Annotated in this window: 15 protein-coding genes; 7 read left to right on the top strand and 8 right to left on the bottom strand. The window is 72.8% G+C overall.

What is annotated here, in order from left to right; all coding sequences use genetic code 11:
• Positions 1–46: 46 nt before the first annotated feature.
• On the top strand, positions 47–3901 hold the full coding sequence (locus FHG10_RS12640; RefSeq protein ID WP_152353710.1) for an efflux RND transporter permease subunit: 3855 nt from the start codon (positions 47–49) through the stop codon (positions 3899–3901).
• A gap of 298 nt (positions 3902–4199) precedes the next feature.
• Here FHG10_RS12640 and FHG10_RS12635 read toward each other — a convergent pair whose 3' ends face one another.
• From FHG10_RS12635 to FHG10_RS12625, 3 genes are all read right to left on the bottom strand, one after another.
• Positions 4200–5120, bottom strand: coding sequence for an endonuclease domain-containing protein (locus FHG10_RS12635; RefSeq protein ID WP_193636302.1), 921 nt, complete (start codon positions 5118–5120; stop codon positions 4200–4202).
• A gap of 382 nt (positions 5121–5502) precedes the next feature.
• Positions 5503–6291, bottom strand: coding sequence for a ferritin-like domain-containing protein (locus FHG10_RS12630; protein ID WP_152353709.1), 789 nt, complete (start codon positions 6289–6291; stop codon positions 5503–5505).
• A complete protein-coding gene (locus tag FHG10_RS12625; protein WP_152353708.1) occupies positions 6275–7468 on the bottom strand; it encodes a hypothetical protein in 1194 nt (397 codons plus the stop codon). Before FHG10_RS12625 ends, FHG10_RS12630 begins: the two co-directional genes overlap by 17 nt.
• A 425-nt stretch (positions 7469–7893) precedes the next feature.
• Between FHG10_RS12625 and FHG10_RS12620 the strand changes: the two genes are divergently transcribed.
• The gene (locus FHG10_RS12620; RefSeq protein ID WP_152353707.1) at positions 7894–9996 is read left to right on the top strand and encodes a hypothetical protein; all 2103 of its coding nucleotides are present in this window, start codon (positions 7894–7896) and stop codon (positions 9994–9996) included.
• A gap of 46 nt (positions 9997–10042) precedes the next feature.
• Entirely contained in the window at positions 10043–10549 is a 507-nt protein-coding gene (locus tag FHG10_RS12615; RefSeq protein ID WP_152353706.1) for a mycothiol transferase, read from the top strand.
• Positions 10550–10627: 78 nt separating this feature from the next.
• On the opposite strand, the gene FHG10_RS12610 is transcribed toward FHG10_RS12615, so the two are convergent.
• From FHG10_RS12610 to FHG10_RS12600, 3 genes are all read right to left on the bottom strand, one after another.
• The gene (locus tag FHG10_RS12610; protein WP_227488236.1) at positions 10628–12133 is read right to left on the bottom strand and encodes a peptide MFS transporter; all 1506 of its coding nucleotides are present in this window, start codon (positions 12131–12133) and stop codon (positions 10628–10630) included.
• Between the two features lie 59 nt (positions 12134–12192).
• Positions 12193–13104, bottom strand: a complete 912-nt coding sequence (locus FHG10_RS12605; RefSeq protein WP_152353704.1) for an SDR family oxidoreductase — start codon at positions 13102–13104, stop codon at positions 12193–12195.
• A gap of 210 nt (positions 13105–13314) precedes the next feature.
• Complete coding sequence (locus tag FHG10_RS12600; RefSeq protein ID WP_152353703.1) at positions 13315–13767, bottom strand: DoxX family protein; 453 nt, start codon at positions 13765–13767, stop codon at positions 13315–13317.
• Positions 13768–13963: 196 nt separating this feature from the next.
• Between FHG10_RS12600 and dnaB the strand changes: the two genes are divergently transcribed.
• Both dnaB and FHG10_RS12590 read left to right on the top strand, forming a co-directional pair.
• Positions 13964–15343 carry a replicative DNA helicase gene (gene dnaB / locus FHG10_RS12595; protein WP_152353702.1) on the top strand — a complete coding sequence of 460 codons (1380 nt, stop codon included), beginning with the start codon at positions 13964–13966 and terminating at the stop codon, positions 15341–15343.
• 278 nt (positions 15344–15621) lie between these two features.
• Positions 15622–16830, top strand: a complete 1209-nt coding sequence (locus FHG10_RS12590; protein WP_319803208.1) for an ATP-binding protein — start codon at positions 15622–15624, stop codon at positions 16828–16830.
• A 29-nt stretch (positions 16831–16859) separates the two neighbouring features.
• Here FHG10_RS12590 and FHG10_RS12585 read toward each other — a convergent pair whose 3' ends face one another.
• The gene (locus FHG10_RS12585) at positions 16860–17477 is read right to left on the bottom strand and encodes a GNAT family N-acetyltransferase (protein WP_152353700.1); all 618 of its coding nucleotides are present in this window, start codon (positions 17475–17477) and stop codon (positions 16860–16862) included.
• Positions 17474–18478 carry a hypothetical protein gene (locus FHG10_RS12580; RefSeq protein ID WP_152353699.1) on the bottom strand — a complete coding sequence of 335 codons (1005 nt, stop codon included), beginning with the start codon at positions 18476–18478 and terminating at the stop codon, positions 17474–17476. The genes FHG10_RS12585 and FHG10_RS12580 overlap by 4 nt, the downstream gene beginning before the upstream one ends.
• A gap of 57 nt (positions 18479–18535) precedes the next feature.
• Here FHG10_RS12580 and FHG10_RS12575 point away from each other — a divergent pair, with 57 nt between their 5' ends.
• Together FHG10_RS12575 and FHG10_RS12570 are read left to right on the top strand one after the other, a co-directional pair.
• Positions 18536–19951 (top strand): MFS transporter, encoded by a 1416-nt coding sequence (locus FHG10_RS12575; protein WP_227488235.1) that lies wholly within the window; start codon positions 18536–18538, stop codon positions 19949–19951.
• A 108-nt stretch (positions 19952–20059) separates the two neighbouring features.
• On the top strand, positions 20060–21037 hold the full coding sequence (locus tag FHG10_RS12570) for an alpha/beta hydrolase (RefSeq protein WP_227488234.1): 978 nt from the start codon (positions 20060–20062) through the stop codon (positions 21035–21037).
• Positions 21038–21061 lie beyond the last annotated feature (24 nt).

Below are 21061 nucleotides of genomic sequence, written 5' to 3'. Positions count from 1 at the left end.
CCGACCGCCCCGCTCGATCGTCCCGGCCCTCCGGCCCAGGAGACTCATGAACCGTCTGGCCAAGCTCAGCCTGAACAATCGTCCGTTCATCGCTCTGGTCTGCATCGCCGTCTCGATCATCGGGATCTTCGCGATGACGACCATGCGCCAGGAGCTGATCCCCTCCGTCTCGCTCCCGCAGATCCAAGTGATGACCACCTCGCCGGGAGCCTCCTCGGAGCAGGTGCAGAAGCAGATCAGCAAACCCGTCGAGCAGGCGGTCACGGGCATCGAGGACGTCGAGAAGACCTCGTCGTCCTCGCAGGCGGGCGTCTCGGTGGTGACCGTCGAGCTCACCTACGGCACCGACACCGCGCGCGCGACCAACCAGGTCGACGCCGCCGTCGGCCGCATCGACGACCAGCTCCCCGAGGGCGCGGACCCGCAGGTCATCTCCGGCGGCACGAGCGACCTGCCGGCCGTGGTGCTGTCGGTCTCCTCCGATCTGGATCCGTCCGAGCTCGCCGATCGCCTCGACACGAGCGTCACCCCGGAGCTCGAGCGCGTGGACGGGGTCTCCTCCGTCGCGGTGATCGGCGCGCCCGAGAAGATCGTGCGCATCACGCCCGACGAGGACGAGATGGAGAAGGCCGGGCTCACCGACGACGACATCTCCACGGCGCTCGACGCCAACGGCCTGTCCCTGCCCGGCGGCAGCGTGACCGACGAGAAGCAGAGCATCGACGTCGTCATCGGCCAGGAGATGAACAGCATCGACGACCTCAAGGGCATGGTCGTCATGCCCGGCTCGCAGGGCGCGTCCTCCGGCTCGTCCGGCGCCTCCGACGCCTCCGGGGAATCGGCCGACGGGTCGAGCGGCGGCGCGGCCGGCGGCGACGCCGCGGGCCAGCAGGGTCAGGCGGGCCAGCAGGGTCAGGCGGGCGCCGACCAGGGCGCCGCGACGGACCAGGGCCAGGCGGGTCAGCAGGGCCAGTCGGGCCAGCAGGGCCAGGCCGGGCAGCAGGGCCAGGCCGGCCAGTCCGGGCAGCAGGAGATCACCACCCTGGGCGACGTCGCGAAGGTCGAGGAGACCACCGAGGACCCGACCTCGATCTCGCGCACCAACGGCCGCGAGTCGCTCGTGATGATGGTGACCGCGACCTCCGACGGCAACGTCGTGGACATCTCCAAGGACGTCTCCTCGAAGCTCGACAGCACTCTCACCGAGGTCGGCGGCGACGCGAAGAGCGACGTCGTCTTCGACCAGGCGCCGTTCATCCGCGAGTCGATCGTCTCGCTGGCGGAGGAGGGCCTGCTGGGCCTGGTCATGGCCGTAGGCGTGATCCTGCTGTTCCTGCGCCGCCTGCGGCCCACGCTGGTCACCGCGATCTCGATCCCGACCTCGCTGCTGATCGCGTTCATCGGCATGCTCGTCACGGGCTACACGCTGAACATGCTGACCCTGGCGGCGCTCACGATCTCCATCGGCCGCGTGGTCGACGACTCGATCGTGGTCATCGAGAACATCACCCGGCACCTCGCATACGGCAAGACCCGCAGACGGGCCATCCTGGACGCCGTCAAGGAGGTCGCGGGCGCCATCACCGCCTCGACTCTCGCGACGGTGGTCGTGTTCCTGCCGATCGCGATCGTCGCCGGCATGGCCGGGGAGCTGTTCCGGCCCTTCGCGCTCACCGTCGCGATCGCGATGCTGAGCTCGCTGCTGGTCGCGCTCACCATCGTCCCTGTGCTCGCGTACTGGTTCCTGCGTCCGCCCAAGAAGCAGCCGGTGCCGGACGATCCGGACGACGAGGCGCAGGTCGCGAAGGTCCGCGAGGCGGCCGAGGCGCGCGAGGAGCGCACCTGGCTGCACCGCCTCTACGCGCCGCTGCTGCGCCTCACCCTGAACTCGCTGCCGCGGCGCCTGATCACGGTCGCCGTCGCGATCCTCGTGCTCGTGGGCACCGTGTTCCTCACGCCGCTGCTGAAGATCAACTTCCTGGGCGACACCGGGCAGAACATCGCCTCGATCACCCAGACCCTGCCCGCCGGCACCAGCCTCGAGGACTCCTCGAAGAAGGCGAAGGACTCCGAGAAGGCCCTCATGGACCTCGACGGCGTCGAGACCGTCCAGACCACGATCGGCTCCGGCGGCGACGGCGGCTTCAGCGCCGGCGGTGGCGGCGGGGAGAACGAGATCAGCTTCTCGATCACCACCGACGCCGACTCCGACCAGCAGGCGCTGCAGACGAAGATGGTCCGCACCCTGCAGGACCTCCCGGATCCCGGGGACGTCGAGGCGGCCGACATGACGTCGGCGACCGGCTCGAGCACCGTGGACATCCAGATCACGGGGCCGACGGCGAAGGACCGCCAGGAGGCGAACGACGCCATCCTGGACGAGCTCGACCCGGCGCCCAGCGGCGTCAAGGAGGTCACGAGCGATCTCGAGGGCGACCAGCCCACCGCCGTGGTGACCGTGGACCGCAAGGAGGCCGCCGAGAAGGGCCTCACCGAGCAGGCCGTCGTCGGCCTGGTCGCCCAGAAGATGAACCCCGGCTCCGTCGGCACCATCACCCTGGACGACGAGGACCTCGACATCTACGTCGAGCAGAAGGACGACGTCACCACCCTGAAGAAGCTCAAGGACCTCGACCTCGCCGAGGGACTGCCGCTCACCGACGTCGCGAAGGTCAGCGAGGAGGAGTCCCGGCCGTCGATCGCGACGCAGGACAACGTCGAGACCGTCACCGTCTCCCTCGCCCCCACCTCGAGCGACAACGTCGGCGCGGTCTCCCAGGCGGCGCAGAAGGCGATCGACGATGCGGACCTGCCCAGCGGCGTGAAGGCGTCGCTCGGCGGCTCCGCCTCGGACATCGACGAGACGTTCGGCCAGCTGGGCATCGCGATGCTCGCGGCGATCCTGCTGGTGTACGTGCTGCTGGTGTGGATCTTCAAGTCCCTCGTCCAGCCGCTCGTGCTGCTCGTGTCGATCCCGTTCGCGGCGACCGGCGCGCTGGGCCTGCTGGTCCTCACCGGCGTCCCGCTGGGGCTGCCCTCGATGATCGGCCTGCTGATGCTGGTCGGCATCGTGGTCACCAACGCGATCGTCCTCATCGATCTCGTCAACCAGTACCGGCGCGGGGGCATGGCGTTGGACGACGCGATCCACGTGGGCGCCGCCAAGCGTCTGCGCCCGATCCTCATGACCGCGGCGGCGACGATCTTCGCGCTGCTGCCGATGGCCTTCGGCATCACCGGCAAGGGCGGCTTCATCTCGCAGCCGCTCGCGGTGGTCGTGATCGGCGGCCTGGTCACCTCGACACTGCTCACCCTGGTGATCGTGCCGGTGCTCTACCGGCTCACCGAGGGTCCGGGCGAGCGTCGTCGTCTGCGTCGCGAGGCCGCCGAGCGCGACCGCCGCGAGGCCGCGGAGCGGGAGGCCCAGGCCGCGCGCGAGGCGCAGTCGAGGGAGCTCGGCGAGCGGGCGGCGGCCGCAGCGGCCGCCTCTCCGGCGGCTCCGGCGACGACGGGGGCCGGCGCGGGCGCCGCTGCTCCGGTGTCCCCGGCGTCGCCCGTCGAGGCGCCTGACGACGGTGCCTCGCCGACGACGGCGTCCGTGACGCCAGCGTCCGCTGGCGCTGCGACCACCGCTGATGCGCAGAATGGTGCCACTGCGGCGGGTGCCTCGGCCCCGGCCGACGCGCTGTCCGAAGCCGACCCGTCGGCCAACTCGCACCGGGCGTCCGGCCCAGCGCACACCGCCCCCGCGGGGGAGACCGGTGCGCATGCCGCGGGCCGCAGCGGTGAAGGCGAGAGTCGTACGGGCTCCGGACAGAGCGGCGCTCGACGTGTCGGCGCGCGCCGTGAAGCCGGCCGCGGAGGCCCGCTGCGCCGGATCCGGAACCGCTTCCGGCGCTGACGGGCGCGGATCTGCGGCACGCTGCAGTGGATCCGCTGCCGAACGCTACTGCACCCCGTGTGCAGTCACGGGGCGGCCTCTGTGCGACATCCGCGCGCTATGTCGCATGGATGTCGCGCATGGGCCGTCCCATGACGGCAACCGACGGTGGCCGGGCCGACCGGTGGTCGACCCCGAACGGTGGTCGACCCCGACCGGTGGTCGACCCCGACCGGTGGTCGACCCCGACCGGTGGCCGAGCCGACCGGTGGCCGTTTCCCATCCAGCCCTCCGACAGGTGTCAGCAACGCCGAACCCGTCACGCCGGAAGCGCCCTATGGTGCAGTCGGCGCTGCAGGATGGTCGCGAGAACGGCCGAGGTCCTGTCCCACTCGAGGAACACCTGCTCCCAGGTCAGCCGCGTGACCTTGTAGCCGACAGCAGTGAGGGCCAGATCGCGCCGACGGTCCTCGCGGTACTGCTCGGGGTCGTCGTGGAACCGTTTGCTGTCGCACTCGATCACCCAGTTCGTGCCGATGAGGATGTCGACGCGGATCCCCGGAAGCACCTGCACCTGCGTGCGGACGCGAGTGCCGCGCCGCTCGAACCACCAGCGGACAGCCGTCTCGGTGCCGGACTGCGCGTCCGATCGGACCCGCGCCAGGGTGGTGCGCGACCTGCCGGGCAGGGTCGCCAGCAGGGTGTCCAACTGCCGCGGGGTCAGCACGCGCTTGTTGAGCGCGGACTCGATGAGGATGGCGGTGTCGAGTGCCGGGAGGCACCGGGCCGCGTGCTCGAGCACGAGCCCGATGTCGGGCACCGGATCGTCGTCGGGCCACGTCCGTATGCGGGGGCGGTGGTAGACCAGCGGCTCCAGCGCACGCCGGGGCTCGCCCGGGCCGGGGGCGGCCGGACGGATGAGCGCACCGGTCCGCGGATCGATCCGTCGTCGGATCTGTGTCAGGCGCGGCGGCGGTATCGGTGCGGATGTGGCCCTGGGGCAGAAGGCATGGACACCGCGGCCGATGGGGACCCAGAGTCCGAGGAGGGCTGCCGCATCCAGGCAGGTGGGGCGGACTCCGATCTCGAGCAGCGCGACGAGATCGTCCGGCGCTTCGGGAGTCACGTACCACTGGCCCACCGAGCGCATGGCGCCCCCGCGCAGCAGACGACGGCGGGCGGAGAGGTCGGGTTCGATGCTCGGGAGCTGGGTCTTGAGGATGACTCCGGGGATCTTCATGGGCCGATGCCAGCAGAAGCGTCGTGGCCGAGGGAGCGGGAGCAGGCGAGAGTGGACGGAGGCGCGTTGTGGAGGACCGGCGGATCCGGACTCTTGGCCGAGGCCTGCTCCGAGCACCGGCTGGTCCCCGTGTCCTCCCCGCCCACTGCTGTCGTCCGACGGCTCATGCGCGACATCCGTGCGAAATACGGCATACGCGTCGCGCATAGGCCGTCCCATGACGGAGCTCGCGCTCTGCGGCCGTGCCGCCCGGGCCCTGGGGCCATGACCCAGCCGCAGCGTCAAGTCGGCGCGACCCGGTCACCAGCCCTCGCCCGATCGTCGCCGCCCGCAGCCCCGGCACGGCCCTCATCCGCCCGCTGGTCGCCGCCGGCCCAGCCCCTCAGATCGCGATGCCCATCCGTCCGAAGGCGTTGCGGAAGATGGTGAGGTCGTCCAGGCCCGGCAGCTTCTGGATCTTCTTGTCGAGGGCGTCGAGCTCCTCGCCGCGGCCGCCGAAGAGATGGCCCATGACGTGCACGACCTCGTCGTCGCTCATGACGCCGGAGCCGACGGGCCGCCACGCCTTCGAGAGCGCGAGGCGGGTGGCCAGACGTGCCTTCTTGGAGGCCTCGAGGCGCTCGCGGCCCTGCGTCGTGTAGAAGGCGACGTGCCGGGTCTCCTGCTGGGCGATGCGCTTGAGCAGGGGGCTGAGGGCCGGGTGGTCGGTCATCGCGGAGAGCCGACGATAGGCGGCGACGGCCGAGAGCTCGTTCGCGGCGCCCCAGGTCATGTGCACCGCGACGAAGTCGGTGCCCGCGAGGTTGGAGAGCGCGGACTGCTTGAGGGGGCTGAGCGCCTGGGTCCAGCCCAGCTTGACGCGCTTGGACTTCAGCTCGTCGTAGTCGACGACGATGCCGTGGCGCTGGAGGACGGCGGCGAGGGCCTCGCCGTGCCAGAACTCCTCGCGGTTCCACACGGTCATGAAGCCGCCGGTGGCGTGCTCGCGCCGCGAGGGCGTGACCAGCATGTCCCGCAGGTAGCAGGAGGTGTGGTACTCGACGTCGCACATGTAGCGCAGGGAGCGCAGGGTGGGCTCGTCCAGCGGCTGGGTCTCGAAGGTGTCGAAGTCGAGGTCGTCCCAGCCCACGGGCTCCGAGGTCTCCGCGAACTTCTCAAGGTCGAATGCCATCGGCTCCTCTGTCCGCTCGTCCGACGCCCTGCTGCACGATCCCGGCGCCCTTCTGGGCCACGGTCCCGCCCGCATGGGCGACGGCCCCGCCCGCATGGGCGACGGCGCCGCCCGCGTGTGCCACGACGCCGCCCGCGTGCGCGACGACGCCTCCGGCACGCCCGACCCCGCGACGGATCGCGCGCGCCGGGCCGAGCAGACCATGCAGGTCGGGCCCGGGGAGCAGGCGCGTGATCTCGAAGCGGGCCGAGCGCAGGGCGGCGCGGTCGGAGGCGCGCCGGAAGATGCTGGGAAGCGCCGTCTCCTCGTCCGGCAGATGCTGACCGGCCGGGCGCATCGGGTCGCCGCCGACGGCGAGGACCGCGCGTGCGGCGATCGCCTCGCCGCGCGAGCGCGTGATCCGGGCGATCGCCTCGAGGCGGAAGAACTCCATGGTGCGGGTGCGCCGGGCGAGCAGCTCGCCGAGCACGCGGCCCGCCTCGGGAACCTGCGCGGCGCGGGGGAGGAGGGCGTCGACGGCCGCCCGCAGTCCGCCCTCCTGGATCGCCATGCGCGCCATGTGGCCGGCGGTGACCTTCTCGCCGGCCAGCCAGGTCCAGCCCGGGCCGACGATCGGCAGCGCCCGCTCGACGTACGCGTGGCGCAGTGCGGCGGCGGCATGCGGGAGATGCGGGTGCGGGAGACGCGGATGCGGGAGGTGGGGCCGCTCGACGTCGTGCCCGCCGCCGGGCAGGGCCTCGACGATCTCCTGGAGGGCGTGGGCCCACCAGTGGCGCTCCCACAGCCAGCTGCCGAGGAACGCGGTGATGCGGGCCTCGTTCGCCGTCCACGAGCTGTACATCGTGCGGGTCTCGGTGAGGGCGGTCGACTCCAGGGAGTGGAGGAACGCCAGGTCGCGCCGCAGATCCTCGAGGTCGTGGGCCTCGATGCCGTGCGGACCCGCGGTGAGGTCCCGGGCGGCGCGCGTGATCTCCTCGGCGTCGACGTCGATCTTCCCGGGCACCTCGATCGTGTAGGCGCTGACGTCGAAGGACGTGCGCATGACGGGGGCGACGGAGCCGTCGGAGAAGACGCGCGTGCCCTCGCGCGGCGCGTCGTCGTGAGAGGCGACGGGGCGCGGCGTCGGGCGTGGAGTGCGGCTCCGAGGGGCGGAGCCGCGCCGTGCGGGAGCGCTCACGGGTGCTGGAACCTCCTGGCGCGCGAGGGGATGGGCCGCGGAAGCATCGGTTGTCGCCGGAACCTCCGGGACGCCGTCGCTGCGGGCTGCGACGGTCGGACCCGGGCTCCGCGAGGGAGCGGATGCCCGTCCATCCTAGTGACGCCCGGGTGCTCGTGGGAATCCGGGGCGCCGCTGTGAGCGGGTCCACGTCGGGGCGGACGCCGCGCCGAGCGGTCCGTCGCGGCCTCGAGCGGCCGTCGTGATGCGCGGGCCGCCCCGGCTCCGTGGGACCCGCCCGTGACGAGGGGCGACGTGCCATATCCCGCACCGTCAGAAACGGGCGAAACAGGCGGAGGCAGGAGGTGACGCACATCCCGCCCATGCGTTCCGCCGGTTCCCTTCCCGACAGGGCCCTCGGACTCGCTCCTTGGTAAGTTGCCCCCATGACCGCTCCCCGCTCCGCGTCCTCCGGGACCGGGACGGCGCACCCTAGCGACGGCGCGGGCGGGCACGTCCCCGATCTCGCGTCGGTGCCGGTGCAGGTGCCCTCGCTGGCCCGTCTGCGCGAGGCGCTGCGGGGTCCCGAGACGCCGCTGCCGCCGCCCCGCGGGGTGCGCGAGGCGGCCGTGCGGGTGCGCGATCTCGTCCATGCCGAGCGCTTCGCCGAAGCCCTGTACGTCGCCGAGCGGTTCCGCAGCGTCCCCGCTCCGCCGTCCGAGCGGCTGGAGCTGCTGAGGGCCCAGCTCACCGCCGCCCTCGGCGCGCACGACGAACGAGGCGCGCACGACGAGCGAGGCGCGCACGACGAGCTCGCTGTCCACGACGACCGCGCCGGGCAGGAGCCCACGAGCCCGCGAGACCTGGTCGCGCTGCAGGAGCTCGTGCGCGACATGGTCCGGACCATCGAGGCCGCCGGCGCCCCCGAGCAGGCGGCCGCGACCCTCGAGGTGCTCGGCGCGCACCTGCGTCGCCTGTTCGCCGCGCCGTCGGATCCCTCGGCCTCCGCCACCGTCGCATCGGCCGCCGCCTCCGCTGTCCCGCTCGCGAGCGGGGGCGCCCACGGTCGGCACCGCCGTCGCCGCGATGGCGACGCCGTCCCGCCCGGTCTGCTCGCGGTCGTCGGCTGCCTCGAGCTGCCGAGGCCCGGCGCCGTCGACGTCGAGCAGAGCGCCCTGCGCGAGGCTCTCGTCGCCCTGCCGGAGCTGCAGGTGGCGCTCGTGGACGACCCGGGGCCGCTGCTCGCCGTGCGCTACGCGCAGGACCTCGAGGCGACCGGCCGGCTGCCGGAGGCGACGCGCCTCGCGCTCGACGTCCTCGACGAGGTCTCCCGGCTCGAGGCCCGCGAGGGAGGCTTCGCCGATGCCGCGCGCGTGGTGGTCTCCGCGCACGCCGTGCTCGCCCGGACGCTGCTCGAGGAGAACCCCCTGGCGGCCGTCGGCCACGCGCTCGCCGCTCTCGAGGGTCTGCGCGAGGTGGAGGACCCGCCCCTGCGCGTCGGCCTCATCACCGAGCTGCTGCGCGCGCTGGTGCGCTGCGACCTGCAGGATCAGGCGACGTTCACCGCCGGGCGCCTGGCCTCCCTCACCCGGACCCTCCCGCACGACGCGCAGCGGATCGAGCCGCTGCTCGCGGTCGGTGCGCAGCGCGTCGCCGCCCGCCGCTACGACGGGGCCATGGTCGCCCTCAGCGAGGTGCAGTCCCTGAGCGCGCAGTTGCGCGATCGCCGCTCGCGCCTCGAGGCGACCCGCCTCCTCGCCCGGCTGCACCACGAGCAGGGGCAGGGCCTCGAGGCGCTCGACCAGCTCCGTCTCGCGGCGGCGGATGCCCGCTGGGTCGCCGACGATCTCTTCACCCCGCTCGCCGAGCGGCCCCGTTTCATCCGCGCCGAGCTCGACGCGGAGGCCCTGGTGCTGCGCCACGCCCTGGATCTGGGCAGGCTGGCGGAGGCCGCCGCGGCGTCCCGCGAGGTCGTCCGCCGCGTCCGCTCCGAGCGCGGCACGGGCAGCCTTCCCGACGCGCTGCTCTGGGACCACGAGGCCGACGCCCGCGTCGGCGCGATGATCGCCGAGGGCCTGCGCGCCGCCGCCGAGCTCAGGGCCGACGGCGCCGCGGGTGCCGGGGACGCCGGGCCGCCCGGCGGGGACGGCGGGCCGCCCGGCGGGGACGGCGGAACGCGCGTTGCCGGCGGGGCCGGGCGGATCCGCAGGGCCCACCGGACCGGTGGCGCCGACGGGATGCCCGCGAAGGCCCGCACCCCGTACGAGGAGGCACGGCGCGAGGCGATGGCGACCCTGGAGCGGGTGCCGGACGGTCATGAGGCGCGGGCCTCCTACTGGGGCGCCTACCTCGAGGACCGCCACGCCGCGATGCTCGCCGCCCGCGGTGAGCGCGCACGGGCGCTGAAGGCCGCACGCCGGGCCGAGCGCGCCTGGCGCCAGCTGGGCCGTGAGGACGAGGCGGTGCGGATCGCGGAGGAGGTCGCCCACCGGTCGTCGGGCGGAGCGCCCCGCCACGCGGGTCCCTCGCTCCCCACAGACCCTCACTGATCGGCCGACGGAACTGCCGTCGGACCCGGGGCGTAGCGTGAGGGACATGAACGCCATCGACATCCTCATCGACGCCGCGTCGCGCCCGGCGGACGCGGTCGACGCCCTGCGGCCCACCCTCACTCCCGAGCTGCTCGTCCAGCACCCGGGCGGCCATCCGAACTCCATCGCCTGGCTGCTGTGGCACACGGGGCGCGAGATCGACGTGCAGCTCGCGGATCTCTCCGGCGAGCAGGAGGTCTGGCACAGCGGAGGCTTCCGCGAGCGCTTCGACCTCGGCGAGCTGGGCGATGCCGTCGGCTACGGGCAGAGCGCCGACCAGGCCCACTCCGTCGTCGTCACCGACGGCGCCCTGCTCGTCGAGTACGTGCGCGCCGCGACCGACGCGCTCATCGCCTACCTGCGCACCCTCTCCGAGGACGAGCTCGGCGCCGTCATCGACGAGGCCTGGGACCCGCCGGTCACGCGCGGCGCGCGGCTGGTGAGCGTCATCGACGACGCCGCCCAGCACGTGGGCCAGGCCGCCTACGCGGCGGGCATCCCCCGCACCTGACCCGTCGGGGGTCGGTCGACCCCATCGGGGGCCGGTCGACCCGCGGGCGCCTCAGGTGCCCGCGGGCCGGTGGTCGGCTCAGTGCACCCCGGCCATGCCGCGGGTGACGGGCTTGGCGATCGCGAGCATGATCAGGCCGACAGCGATGGTGACCAGGCCCGTGATCCCGAAGTAGGCGACCTCGTGGTCCACCGAGTACAGCGTGGACAGCGAGCCGGACAGGGCGGTGCCGAGCGCGACGGCCAGGTTGTACAGCGCCATCATCATCACCGGGAACGCGGCGGGCGCGAGCCGGGTCGCGAGCGAGAGGCCGACGGGCGAGATCGAGAGCTCGCCGAACGTCGCGACCAGCAGGATCAGCGCGACCCACAGCACCGGCACGCCCGCGACCGGCGCCATCGGCACGAACAGCAGGAAGGCGATGCCCACCAGCAGGATGCCGATCGCGAACTTCACCGGTGTCCCGGGCTGGCGACGGCCGAGCTTCGTCCACAGCGCGGCGAAGACGGGCGCGAGCAGCAGGATGAACAGCGGGTTGAAGGACTGCGGCCAGGAGATCGGCATCTCCCAGCCGAAGATGCTGCGGTTCAGCCGCTCGTCGGCGTAGACGACGAGCACCGTGAACTGCTGCTGGAAGAGCGCGAAGAACGCGGCGGTGCCGATGAACATCGGGATGAAGGCGAGGACGCGGGAGCGCTCGGTCGCGGTGATCTTGGAGCTGGTCAGCATGATCGCGAAGATGATGATCGCGGCGACCACGGAGATCCCCACCACGATGTTCGCGAGGTTGTCGGGGTTGATCACGCCGGCGAGCACGAGGATCACGACGAGCAGCACGGCGACCACGGCGATGACGCCCCACAGGGCGAACCGGGAGCGGGGCAGCGGGTCGGGCACGCGGTTCGCGTTCGCGGGCAGGGAGTCGCGGGTGAGGACGTACCAGACCAGGCCGACGGCCATGCCCACCGCGGCGGCGCCGAAGCCCAGGTGGAAGCCCCAGTTCTGCTGGAGGAAGCCGGTCACGAGCGGGCCGAGCAGGCCTCCGATGTTCACGCCCATGTAGTAGAGCGAGAAGCCGGCGTCGCGCTTGGGGTCGTCGACCGCGTAGAGCGACCCGACGAGCGTCGCGGCGGTGGCCTTGAGCCCGCCGGAGCCGATCGCGACGCACAGGAGGCCCGTGACCAGGCCCGGTACTCCCGGCAGCAGCGCCAGGGAGATGTGGCCGAGCATGATCAGGACGGCGCTCGCGAACAGGGTGCGCTGCGGGCCGATGAGCCGGTCGGAGACGAGGGCGCCGACGATGCAGAACACGTACACGGCGCCGCCGTAGGCGCCGACGATCGAGGTGGCGACGCCCTGGTCGATCCCGAGACCGCCCTGGGTCATCGCGAAGTACATGTAGATCGCGAGGATCCCCTGCATGCCGTAGAAGCTGAAGCGCTCCCACATCTCGAGGCTGAACAGGTTCATCAGCGGCCAGGGCTGTCCGAAGAACGTGCGGCCCCCGTGGTGCGGGGCGGCGGGATCGCCGGATGCTGCGGAGGGGACCGCCTCGGTGCGGTCCGGGGGCTGGGTGGCATTCACGGGCCGCCATCGTGCCGCCGTCGCGCGGCGGGCACAAACCCGTGCGCGCTCGTCGTGACCTAGGAGACGCCGCGGCCCGTCCTCGTCCATTCGCTCAGAGCGGGGCCGATCAGACGGGCCGACGGGCCCGGCAGGAGGGTGTCCGTGCTGATCAGGCCGCCGAAGTAGGGGGCACGGGGTGACTCGCGGAGGGTCGGCGAGTCGGCCCCGAGGGCGCTGCGCACGAATGCGGTGAGGGACATCCGGTGGGGCCCGGCGATCTCGAGGTCGCCGCCGAGGGTCGCGGTGGCTCCGTCGGTCCGGACGGCCGTGAGGATTCCGGCGACGAGTCGGGCGAGGTGCGCGGCGACCGCGTCGCCGGCGATCGGCTGGACCTGGATCGCCGGGAGCAGGATCGCGGGGCTCGTTCCGTCCGGTCCCTCCGTGGGCTCCGTGCGCTCCGAGGCCTCGGCGATGCCGCGTGCGAACTCGAAGAACTGGGTGGCGTGCAGGATCGTCCAGGGGATCCCGCCGTCCCGGACGATCTGCTCCATGCCGGCCTTGGCCCGGTAGAAGGGCACGTCGGGCGCGCGGTCGGCCCCGACGATCGAGAGCGAGAGGTGGTGGCGCACTCCCGCGGCGCGCTCGGCGTCCAGCAGGCGGCGGATCCCGGTCGTGAAGAAGGCCTCGAGGACCTCGGGCGCGAAGGATCGCGGCTTCGAGGTGTCGACCACGATGTCCGCGCCGCGCAGGGCCTTCTCGAGGCCCTCGCCGGTCACGGTGTCCACGCCCGTGGAGGGCGAGGCGACGATCACCTCGTGGCCCTCCGCCTCGAGCAGGCGGACGAGCTTTGCGCCGACCGTGCCCGTGCCGCCCACGACGGCCACGCGGGCGGACGCGGAGACGTGAGCGACAGCGGACCCGTGGGCGGTCGTGGTCGCGGCGGTGGGCGCGGGCCCGCCGGGCTGCTCGGATCGTGCGGAACCTGGCATCGGACGGGACCTCCTGGAACGCGACGGGGCACGGGGAGCGCGGATCGCTCCGCACCCATCGTGCCCCGTGGTCGTCACCGATGGGCCGTCGGCCCGGAACCGGTGTGGAACTGGTGTCGAGGCGGTGTCGAGCCCGTGTCGAGCCGGTGCCGATCGGACCGCGCGCCGTGCGGCCCGTCGGTCGTTCAGCCCGTGCGCCGTGCGCGCCTCTCAGGCGCGCGCGGAGCGCCTGCCCGAACGCCGGCCCACGAAGAGGTGGTCCAGGGAGAGGCGGCCGGAGCCGGTCGCGGCGAGCGCCAGCGCGCCGGCGCCGAGGCCGCCCACGAGCTCCCAGCCGCCGCCGTCGACGAAGACGCCCGAGCCCACGTGGACGAGCAGCGCCGCGACGAGCATGTCGATCGCGAGCAGGATCCCGACCCACGGCGTGAGCACGCCGAGGATGAGGGCGATGCCGCCGGCGAGCTCGAGGACCGCCACGAGGGGGGCGGCGAGCTCGGGCATGGGGACGCCCATGCCGGCGAAGTTCTGCGCGGTCGCGTCCAGTCCCCACTCGGAGATCTTCTGGATGCCGTGGGCCGTGAAGACGACGCCCAGGACGATGCGGGCGACGAGCAGGCCGAGGTCGCGGGCGGTCGAGTGGCGCTGTGCGGTCGCGGTGGCCATGAGGGGTCCTTCCGTCGGAGGCGGGGGTCGACCCGGGCCCGCGCCCGCCACGGCGAGCGTCCGGCGTCGGGCGGTGGCCGTCCACGGTAGTGGAAAGATCAAAGACTTGGGAAGGGCGGCGTGCGACTCCGCACGCGAGCCGCGTGGATCCACAGCGCCGTCGGGCGGCGTCGGCCCTCTTCCCTAGACTGTCCCGGTGACCCAGAACGACGCCTTCGAACCCGGCCCCGATCGCGGACTCGAGCGGACCCCGCCGCAGGACCTCGCCGCCGAGCGCGGCGTGCTGGGCGGGATGATGCTGTCCAAGGATGCGATCGCCGATGTCGTCGAGAAGGCCCGCGGCTCGGACTTCTACCGCCCCGCGCACGAGGTCATCTTCGACGCCGTCACCGACCTCTACTCGCGCGGCGAGCCCGCCGACCTGGTCACGGTCTCCGACGAGCTCACCAAGCGCGGCGAGCTGCAGCGCGTGGGCGGCGGCGCCTACCTCGCCGACCTCATCGACATGGTCCCCACCGCCGCGAACGCCGGCTTCTACGCGGACATCGTCGTCGAGCGCGCGACCCTGCGCCGCCTCGTCGAGGCCGGCACCCGCATCGTCCAGCTCGGCTACGCGGCCGACGGCGGCGAGGTCGAGGAGGTCATCAACGAGGCGCAGGCGCAGGTCTACGCGGTCACCGAGCGCGGCCAGAGCGAGGACTTCCTGCCGCTGTCAGAGGTCATCGGCGGCACCATCGACGTCATCGAGGCCACGCAGAACCGCGGCGGCCAGGTCACCGGCATCCCCACGGGCTTCTCCGAGTTCGATGAGATCACGCAGGGCCTGCACCCCGGCCAGATGATCATCTTCGCCGGCCGCCCCGCGATGGGCAAGACGACGCTGGGCATGGACGTGCTGCGCTCGGCGTCGATCCACAACGGCCAGACCAGCGTCATCTTCTCCCTGGAGATGGACAAGACCGAGATCACCATGCGTCTGCTCTCGGCCGAGGCGCAGGTGCCGATGGGCAAGATGCGCGACGGCTCGATGGACGACCGCGACTGGCAGGCGATGGCGCGCGCCATGAGCCGCATCGGCAACGCGCCGCTGTTCATGGACGACTCCGCGAACATGTCGCTCATGGAGATCCGCGCGAAGTGCCGCCGGCTCAAGCAGAAGCACGACCTCAAGCTCGTGGTCATCGACTACCTGCAGCTGATGAGCTCCGGCAAGCGCGTGGAGTCGAGGCAGCAGGAGGTCAGCGAGTTCTCCCGTGCGCTCAAGCTGCTGGCCAAGGAGCTCGAGGTCCCGGTGATCGCGATCTCCCAGCTGAACCGCGGCAGCGAGCAGCGCCAGGACAAGAAGCCGATGATGAGCGACCTGCGCGAGTCCGGCTCGATCGAGCAGGACGCCGACCTCATCGTGCTCATCCACCGCGAGGACTACTACGAGAAGGAGTCCCAGCGCGCCGGCGAGGCCGACCTCATCCTCGCCAAGCACCGCAACGGCGCCGTGGGCACCATCGCCGTGGCCTTCGAGGGCCACTACTCGCGCTTCAAGGACATGCCCGGGGGCGGCGGCTTCACCGGCGGGTGAGCGGCGGGGCGGCGGCACTGAGCGCCGCCGAAGATATGAGGATGGCGGGACGGGGTGCGCGCGTGGGGTGCCCGCAATCTTCGTGGAGCGGGGCTCGCTCCTGTGCGGGTGCCCTGCAGATCCTTCCCATGCTGATGGTAGCGCCGAGTTCCTGCTGAAGGTAGCGTAAGGTTCCTGTTGAAGGTAGCGTACGCGCGGCCTTGTGCGTCAGATCCGCACGTCAGGGGGAAATCGTGGGATACAGACGACGAAGTCTCGACAGCTCGCTCGACGCGCTGATGCCTTCGTTGCCCGCGATCGCGATCGACGGGGCCAAAGGCGTCGGGAAGTCGGCCACCGCCCTGCGGAGGGCATCCCGCACCTACTTGCTGGACGATCCCGCGCAGCGCGAGCTCCTGGCATCCGATCCGTCGCTGCTGAACAGTGACAAGGGCACGGTCCTTCTCGACGAGTGGCAATGGCTGCCGGAGGTGTGGGACGTCGTGCGGCGTCGAGTGGATTCCGGGGCACATCCGGGCCGGTTCCTCCTCACCGGCAGTGCCTCGGAGTCCGCTGCGCAGGGGACGCACAGCGGTGCGGGCCGGATCGTCTCTCTCCGGATGCGGCCCATGGCACTGCACGAGAGAGGTGTCGTCGAACCGACGGTCAGCCTTGCAGCAATGATGGACGGCGAGGGGGACGCCAAGGTCACCGGGGTGACGGACTGGAGGACGTCCGACTACGCGGAGGCCCTCTCGCGCAGCGGCTTCCCGGGAATCATGGGGGCCGAGGCGAGGGCTGGACGCGTCCTGCTGGACAGCTACCTCCTGAGGATCATCGATCGAGACCTTCCCGAGGTCGGACTGAAGGTGCGACGCCCGGAAGTGCTTCGCCGATGGATCGCCGCCTATGCGGCGGTGTCGTCGTCGACCACCGCGTACGCGAAGATCATGGATGCCACGACGGGCGGTGATGGGACGCAACCGGCGAAGACGACGACGATCGCGTACCGAGAGCATCTGACGCAGCTGTGGGTGCTCGACCCCGTACCCGCGTGGGAGCCCATACGGATCTCGCTGGGACGATTGCAGCAGGCTTCCAAGCACCAGCTCGTGGATCCCGCCCTCGCTCTGAGGGCATTGGGAATGAGCGCGAAGTCGCTGTTGGGCCCGCGGGGTGCCCACATGGTGGGGCCGCTGTTAGAATCACTCGCCACGCTCTCCGTCCGCGCGTCAGCCACTGCGGCCGATGCGCACGTGGGCCATCTGCGCACCCGGAACGGCGATCGAGAGGTCGACCTCATCGTCGAAGCGCCCGACGGACGGATCGTGGGCATCGAGGTGAAGCTCGCGAGGTCGGTCGACGACCACGACGTGCGCCACCTCCTGTGGCTGAGGGAGAAGCTCGGGGACGACGTCGCCGACCTCGTCGTCCTCACCACAGGACCTGAGGCCTACCGGCGCGCGGACGGGGTCGCCGTCGTCCCTCTCGCACTGCTCGGCGACTGAGCGTCGACCCTGTCACGTGGACGGGACGCTCACCGCAGGGTCTCGAGCAGCTCCTCGTCGCTGAGCTCCCGGTCGGAGAAGACGAGCCGGATCGCCGAGGGATCGGGGTTCCCCGCATCGGGTCCCCGGTGGCGCTGCATCAGTCCCAGCCGCCGGGCGAGAGCCGCGGAGGCCTCGTTGTGCTCGAGCAGGAAGGCCACCACCGGCACGTCGGCAGTGGCCGCACGAGCAGCTTCGATCGCGGCCTGCGCCGCCTCGCGGGCGAAGCCCTTCCCCTGCGCCTCCGGGCGGAAGCGGTAGCCGAGGTTCCAGAACCGCGCGCCCTGCGCCGCCTCATCGGCCGCCCCGCGCAGCGAGCAGCCGGCGTTGCCCAGCAGCTCGTCCTCTCCGCGGGGGCGCACGATCCAGGTGCCCAGGCCATCGCGCTTCCACTCGTGGATCCAGCGCTCGAGCATCGTGCGCGTGTCCTGCTCGTCCGTGTGCCGCAGCTGCGGGAAGTGCTCCCACACCCGTGGATCCGCGTACAGGGCGTGCAGCTCGGGCAGGTCGGAGAGCCGCGGCACGTGGAGGTCGAGGCGCTCGGTGCTCCGCTCCGGGCCGACAGGTCCGTCGGGTCCGCCCTGATCCGCCCGCTCGTCGGGACTCATGCGAGCCCGTGGCCGGAGTCGGCGCCGGAGCGCTCGTCGTGCAGGGCGAGCAGCCGGCGCTCGGCATCGCTCGTCGGCTCGACGCCGTTCCACCAGACGCGCCGGCACGCAGCGCTGTCCGCGCAGGACGACTCGAACTCCCGCACCCACGACGCGTACTCGTCGGCCGCCCGGCCCTCGGCCGGCCAGCGCACGCCCAGCGCCGCACGGCCCACGCGCCACGGCTTGGGCGCGAGCCGCGCCCGGTAGGAGCCCTGCGCCGCGCACAGCCTGACGTACAGAGGGTCGGAGCCGAGCTCGTCGAGGATGGCGCGGGCCTGCTCGCTCGCGGGCGCCGCGCCCGTCCCGCTGATCAGCACCCGGAAGCCCGCAGCCGTGCGGTGCAGGTGCACGCCCCAGTCGGGGTGGGCCCCGGCGAAGGCCTCGATCCTCTCGCGCACGGCCGTCGCCTCGGGCGTCGCGTCGAGCGCATCGGACACGCCCGCAGCGTCGTCGGGCCCGGTCCCCGTGCGCGCATCGGCCCCGGCGCTCGCGTCGTCGCCCGCGGCGGCGGACGCATGCGCCCGTCGTCCGAACAGGCGCCCCAGCAGAGAGGGGCGCTCCCCGGCCGCGCCCGCAGCCGGGCCCGCACCGCGCGCGGATCCCCGCCGGCCCCGCGCCAGCGCCGAGGCGGGCAGGTCCACGTCGGCGATGAGCACCGCGTCCGTGTTCAGCACGGCAGCGCCGTAGCGGTTGCGGGTGATCACGGCGAGCAGCGCGCCGTCCTCGCCGCGCACCTCCTCGAGGATCTCCTCGCGCACGGGCCGACCGGGGTAGTACTCGGCCGCCCGGGAGTCCTCGATGCCGCGCCCCGCGAGATCCCGGGCCCGTCGCTCGGCGCGCGAGAGCGCGTCCTCGCGGGAGCGGTCCGACCACCCCCACACGTCCACGGGGACCTCGCCGCGGCGACGGATGGGGACGGTGGTGGTGCGCGAGGCCCAGAAGCGGGGGATCGGTTCCATCGGTCCAGCGTATGGGGCGATGCGCGCAGGGGCTGCATGGAGGAGGAGAATCGACCGGTGACCTCCCCGGCCTCCCCGTCCCCCTCTGCTCCCGATCCCGACGCCTCAGGTCCTGTCGTCCCCGGCTCCGCAGAACCGACCGCCGCTCCCGGACGGGCCGCGGGCACGCGCGCGTCCGGCCGCACCGCGGGCGCCGTCGGCCTGGCGCTCGCGCTGGTCTTCGTGGTGACGATCTCGCTGAATCTGCGCCCCGCCGCGTCCGGCCTCGGCCCGCTCATGGAGGACATCACCGGCGCCTACGGTGTGGGCGCCTGGGCCGACGGGCTGCTCACCGCGCTGCCCTGCCTGTGCTTCGGCGCGTTCGGCCTGCTCGCGGTGCCTCTGTCCCGTCGGATCGGCCTCACGGGGACGATCGTGCTCGCCTTCTCGCTGCTCACGATCGGGCTGATCCTGCGGCCGCTCTCCGGCTCGTTCGGGCTGTTCGTGCTGCTCAGCGCGATCGCGCTGATGGGGCCGTCGCTCGTCAACGTGGTCACGCCGGCCTGGGTCAAGCACCACGGCGGGCGCTCGACCGTGCTGCTCATGACCGCCTATTCGATGCTGCTGTCGGTCGGGGCGGCCGTCGGCCCGGCGATCGCCGTCCCGCTCGCCTCCGGGGGCAGCGGCTGGCGCTTCTCCCTGCAGGCCTGGACCGCGCTCGCCGTGCTGCCGGTGCTCGTCGGCCTCGTGGTGCTCGCGAAGGTCGGCAACGACTTCCCGCGCGCGGCCGATGGCGTCCGACCCCCCGAGGATTCCGCGTCCGACCCGGCGGTCCCCGACGCCGCGACGGAGCGCGCGCGTGCCCGGGCCGCCGCCCGCGTGGCGGCGCGCACCGTGCCCCTGCGACGCTCGCCGACGGCGCTCTTCCTCACGCTGATGTTCGGCCTGCAGTCGATGAACGCCTACACGCAGTTCGGGTTCCTCCCGCAGATCCTCACCGACGCGGGACTCTCCGGCGCCGCCGCCGGGGCGACGGTCTCGCAGGTCGCCGCCTGGGGCATGATCGGCGGGCTCGTGATGCCGACGGTGATCGCGCGCTCCCAGCGCCTGGGGGTCTTCGCGCTCGCCTTCGGCGTGCTCACCGCGGCCGGCTACCTCGCCCTGATCATCGCGCCGGCCGCCGCGCCCGTCGCCTGGGCGGCGCTGCTGGGCATCGGCGGGTTCGCCTTCCCGACCGCGATCGCGATGATCCCCGGCCGCACCCGCGACCCCGCGATCACCGCGAGGCTCTCGGGGATGGTCCAGCCGGTGGGGTACCTGCTCGCGGGCATCGGCCCGCTCGTGATGGGCGCGCTGCTGCAGGCGACGGGCTCGATGACGCTCGTGCTGTGGCTGCTGGTGGCGAGCGCCGTCCTGCTGGGAGTGGCCGGCTGGCGGGCCAGCGCCAACAGGCTCGTGGACGACGACCTCGTCGACGCCGTCGAGCGCGCCTGAGATCCGACGCGGGGCCGACGGGTCCGACGGGTCGGGCATCACGCGCCGTCACGCGGCATCACGCGGTGTCCGCACCGCGCGGTCGAGAGCGCATGCGAAGATGCCCTCATGAAGTCCATGCACGTCGAGACCCCCGTCCCGCAGGTCGACGAGGAGGAGGCCTCCGGGGCGCGCGCCCTGCGCGTCGGCGCGTTCATCAGCGCCCAGATGCCCAGCGGCCTCTACGAGCTCAACGTGCGCCGCACCCACCACCCCACCACGCCCGACCGCGAGCTCGTCGACCGCTCGCTGGTCACCCGCTCCCGCCATCACGGCATCCCCGTGACCTGGATCGACCGTGCCGGAGCGAACACCGGGGTGGTCATCCATCTCCACGGCGGCGCGTACGTGAACGGCGAGAGCCCGAACCATTGGGACTGGCTCGCCGACGTGCAGCGTCGCACCGGGTCGGCCGCGGCCATGCTGCACTACCGGATGGCGCCGGAGATGCCCTACCCCGCCGCCTACGACGACGCCGTCGAGGGCGTGCTCGGCATCCTCGAGGACCTCGACGCCGTCACCCCGCGCTGGGTCCTCTCCGGCGACAGCGCCGGCGGCGGGCTCGCGCTCGCCGTGGTCCAGGCCCTCCGCGAGCGCGGCGAGGCCCTGCCCGCGGCGATCCTGCTGACCTCACCGTGGGCGGATCTGACGGGCGAGGACCCGCGCCGCGTGACCCAGGCCGAGAAGGACCCGGCGCTGCGGCCCGACCTGCTCGCGCGCTGCGCGGCGATGTACGCGGACGGCTTCCCGCTCGAGGACCCGCGGCTCAGCCCGCTCGGCGGCGACCTCCACGGCCTGCCGCCCGTGCACCTGACCGTCGGCGACCAGGACCTGCTGCTGGGCGATTCCCAGCGACTGCGTGACCGCCTGGGCGAGGCCGATGTCCAGGTCACCTACCTCGAGCAGCCCGGCGGCTGGCACTGCTACCCGATGGTCTGGCGCGGACCGGCCGCCCAGCGCGCCCGCCGCGCCCAGATCTCCTTCGTGCGCGACGCCCTCGGCTTCGACGCCCCCGTCAACGAGGGGCGCCGCGCCGCCGCCCACTGACGTCCGCGGAGCGTGCGTCATCGC

The organism is Brachybacterium subflavum (assembly GCF_009299795.1).
Lineage (GTDB): Bacteria > Actinomycetota > Actinomycetes > Actinomycetales > Dermabacteraceae > Brachybacterium > Brachybacterium subflavum.
Note: the sequence above shows the minus strand (reverse complement) of the source record. Positions and strands in the feature narration are given on the sequence as shown.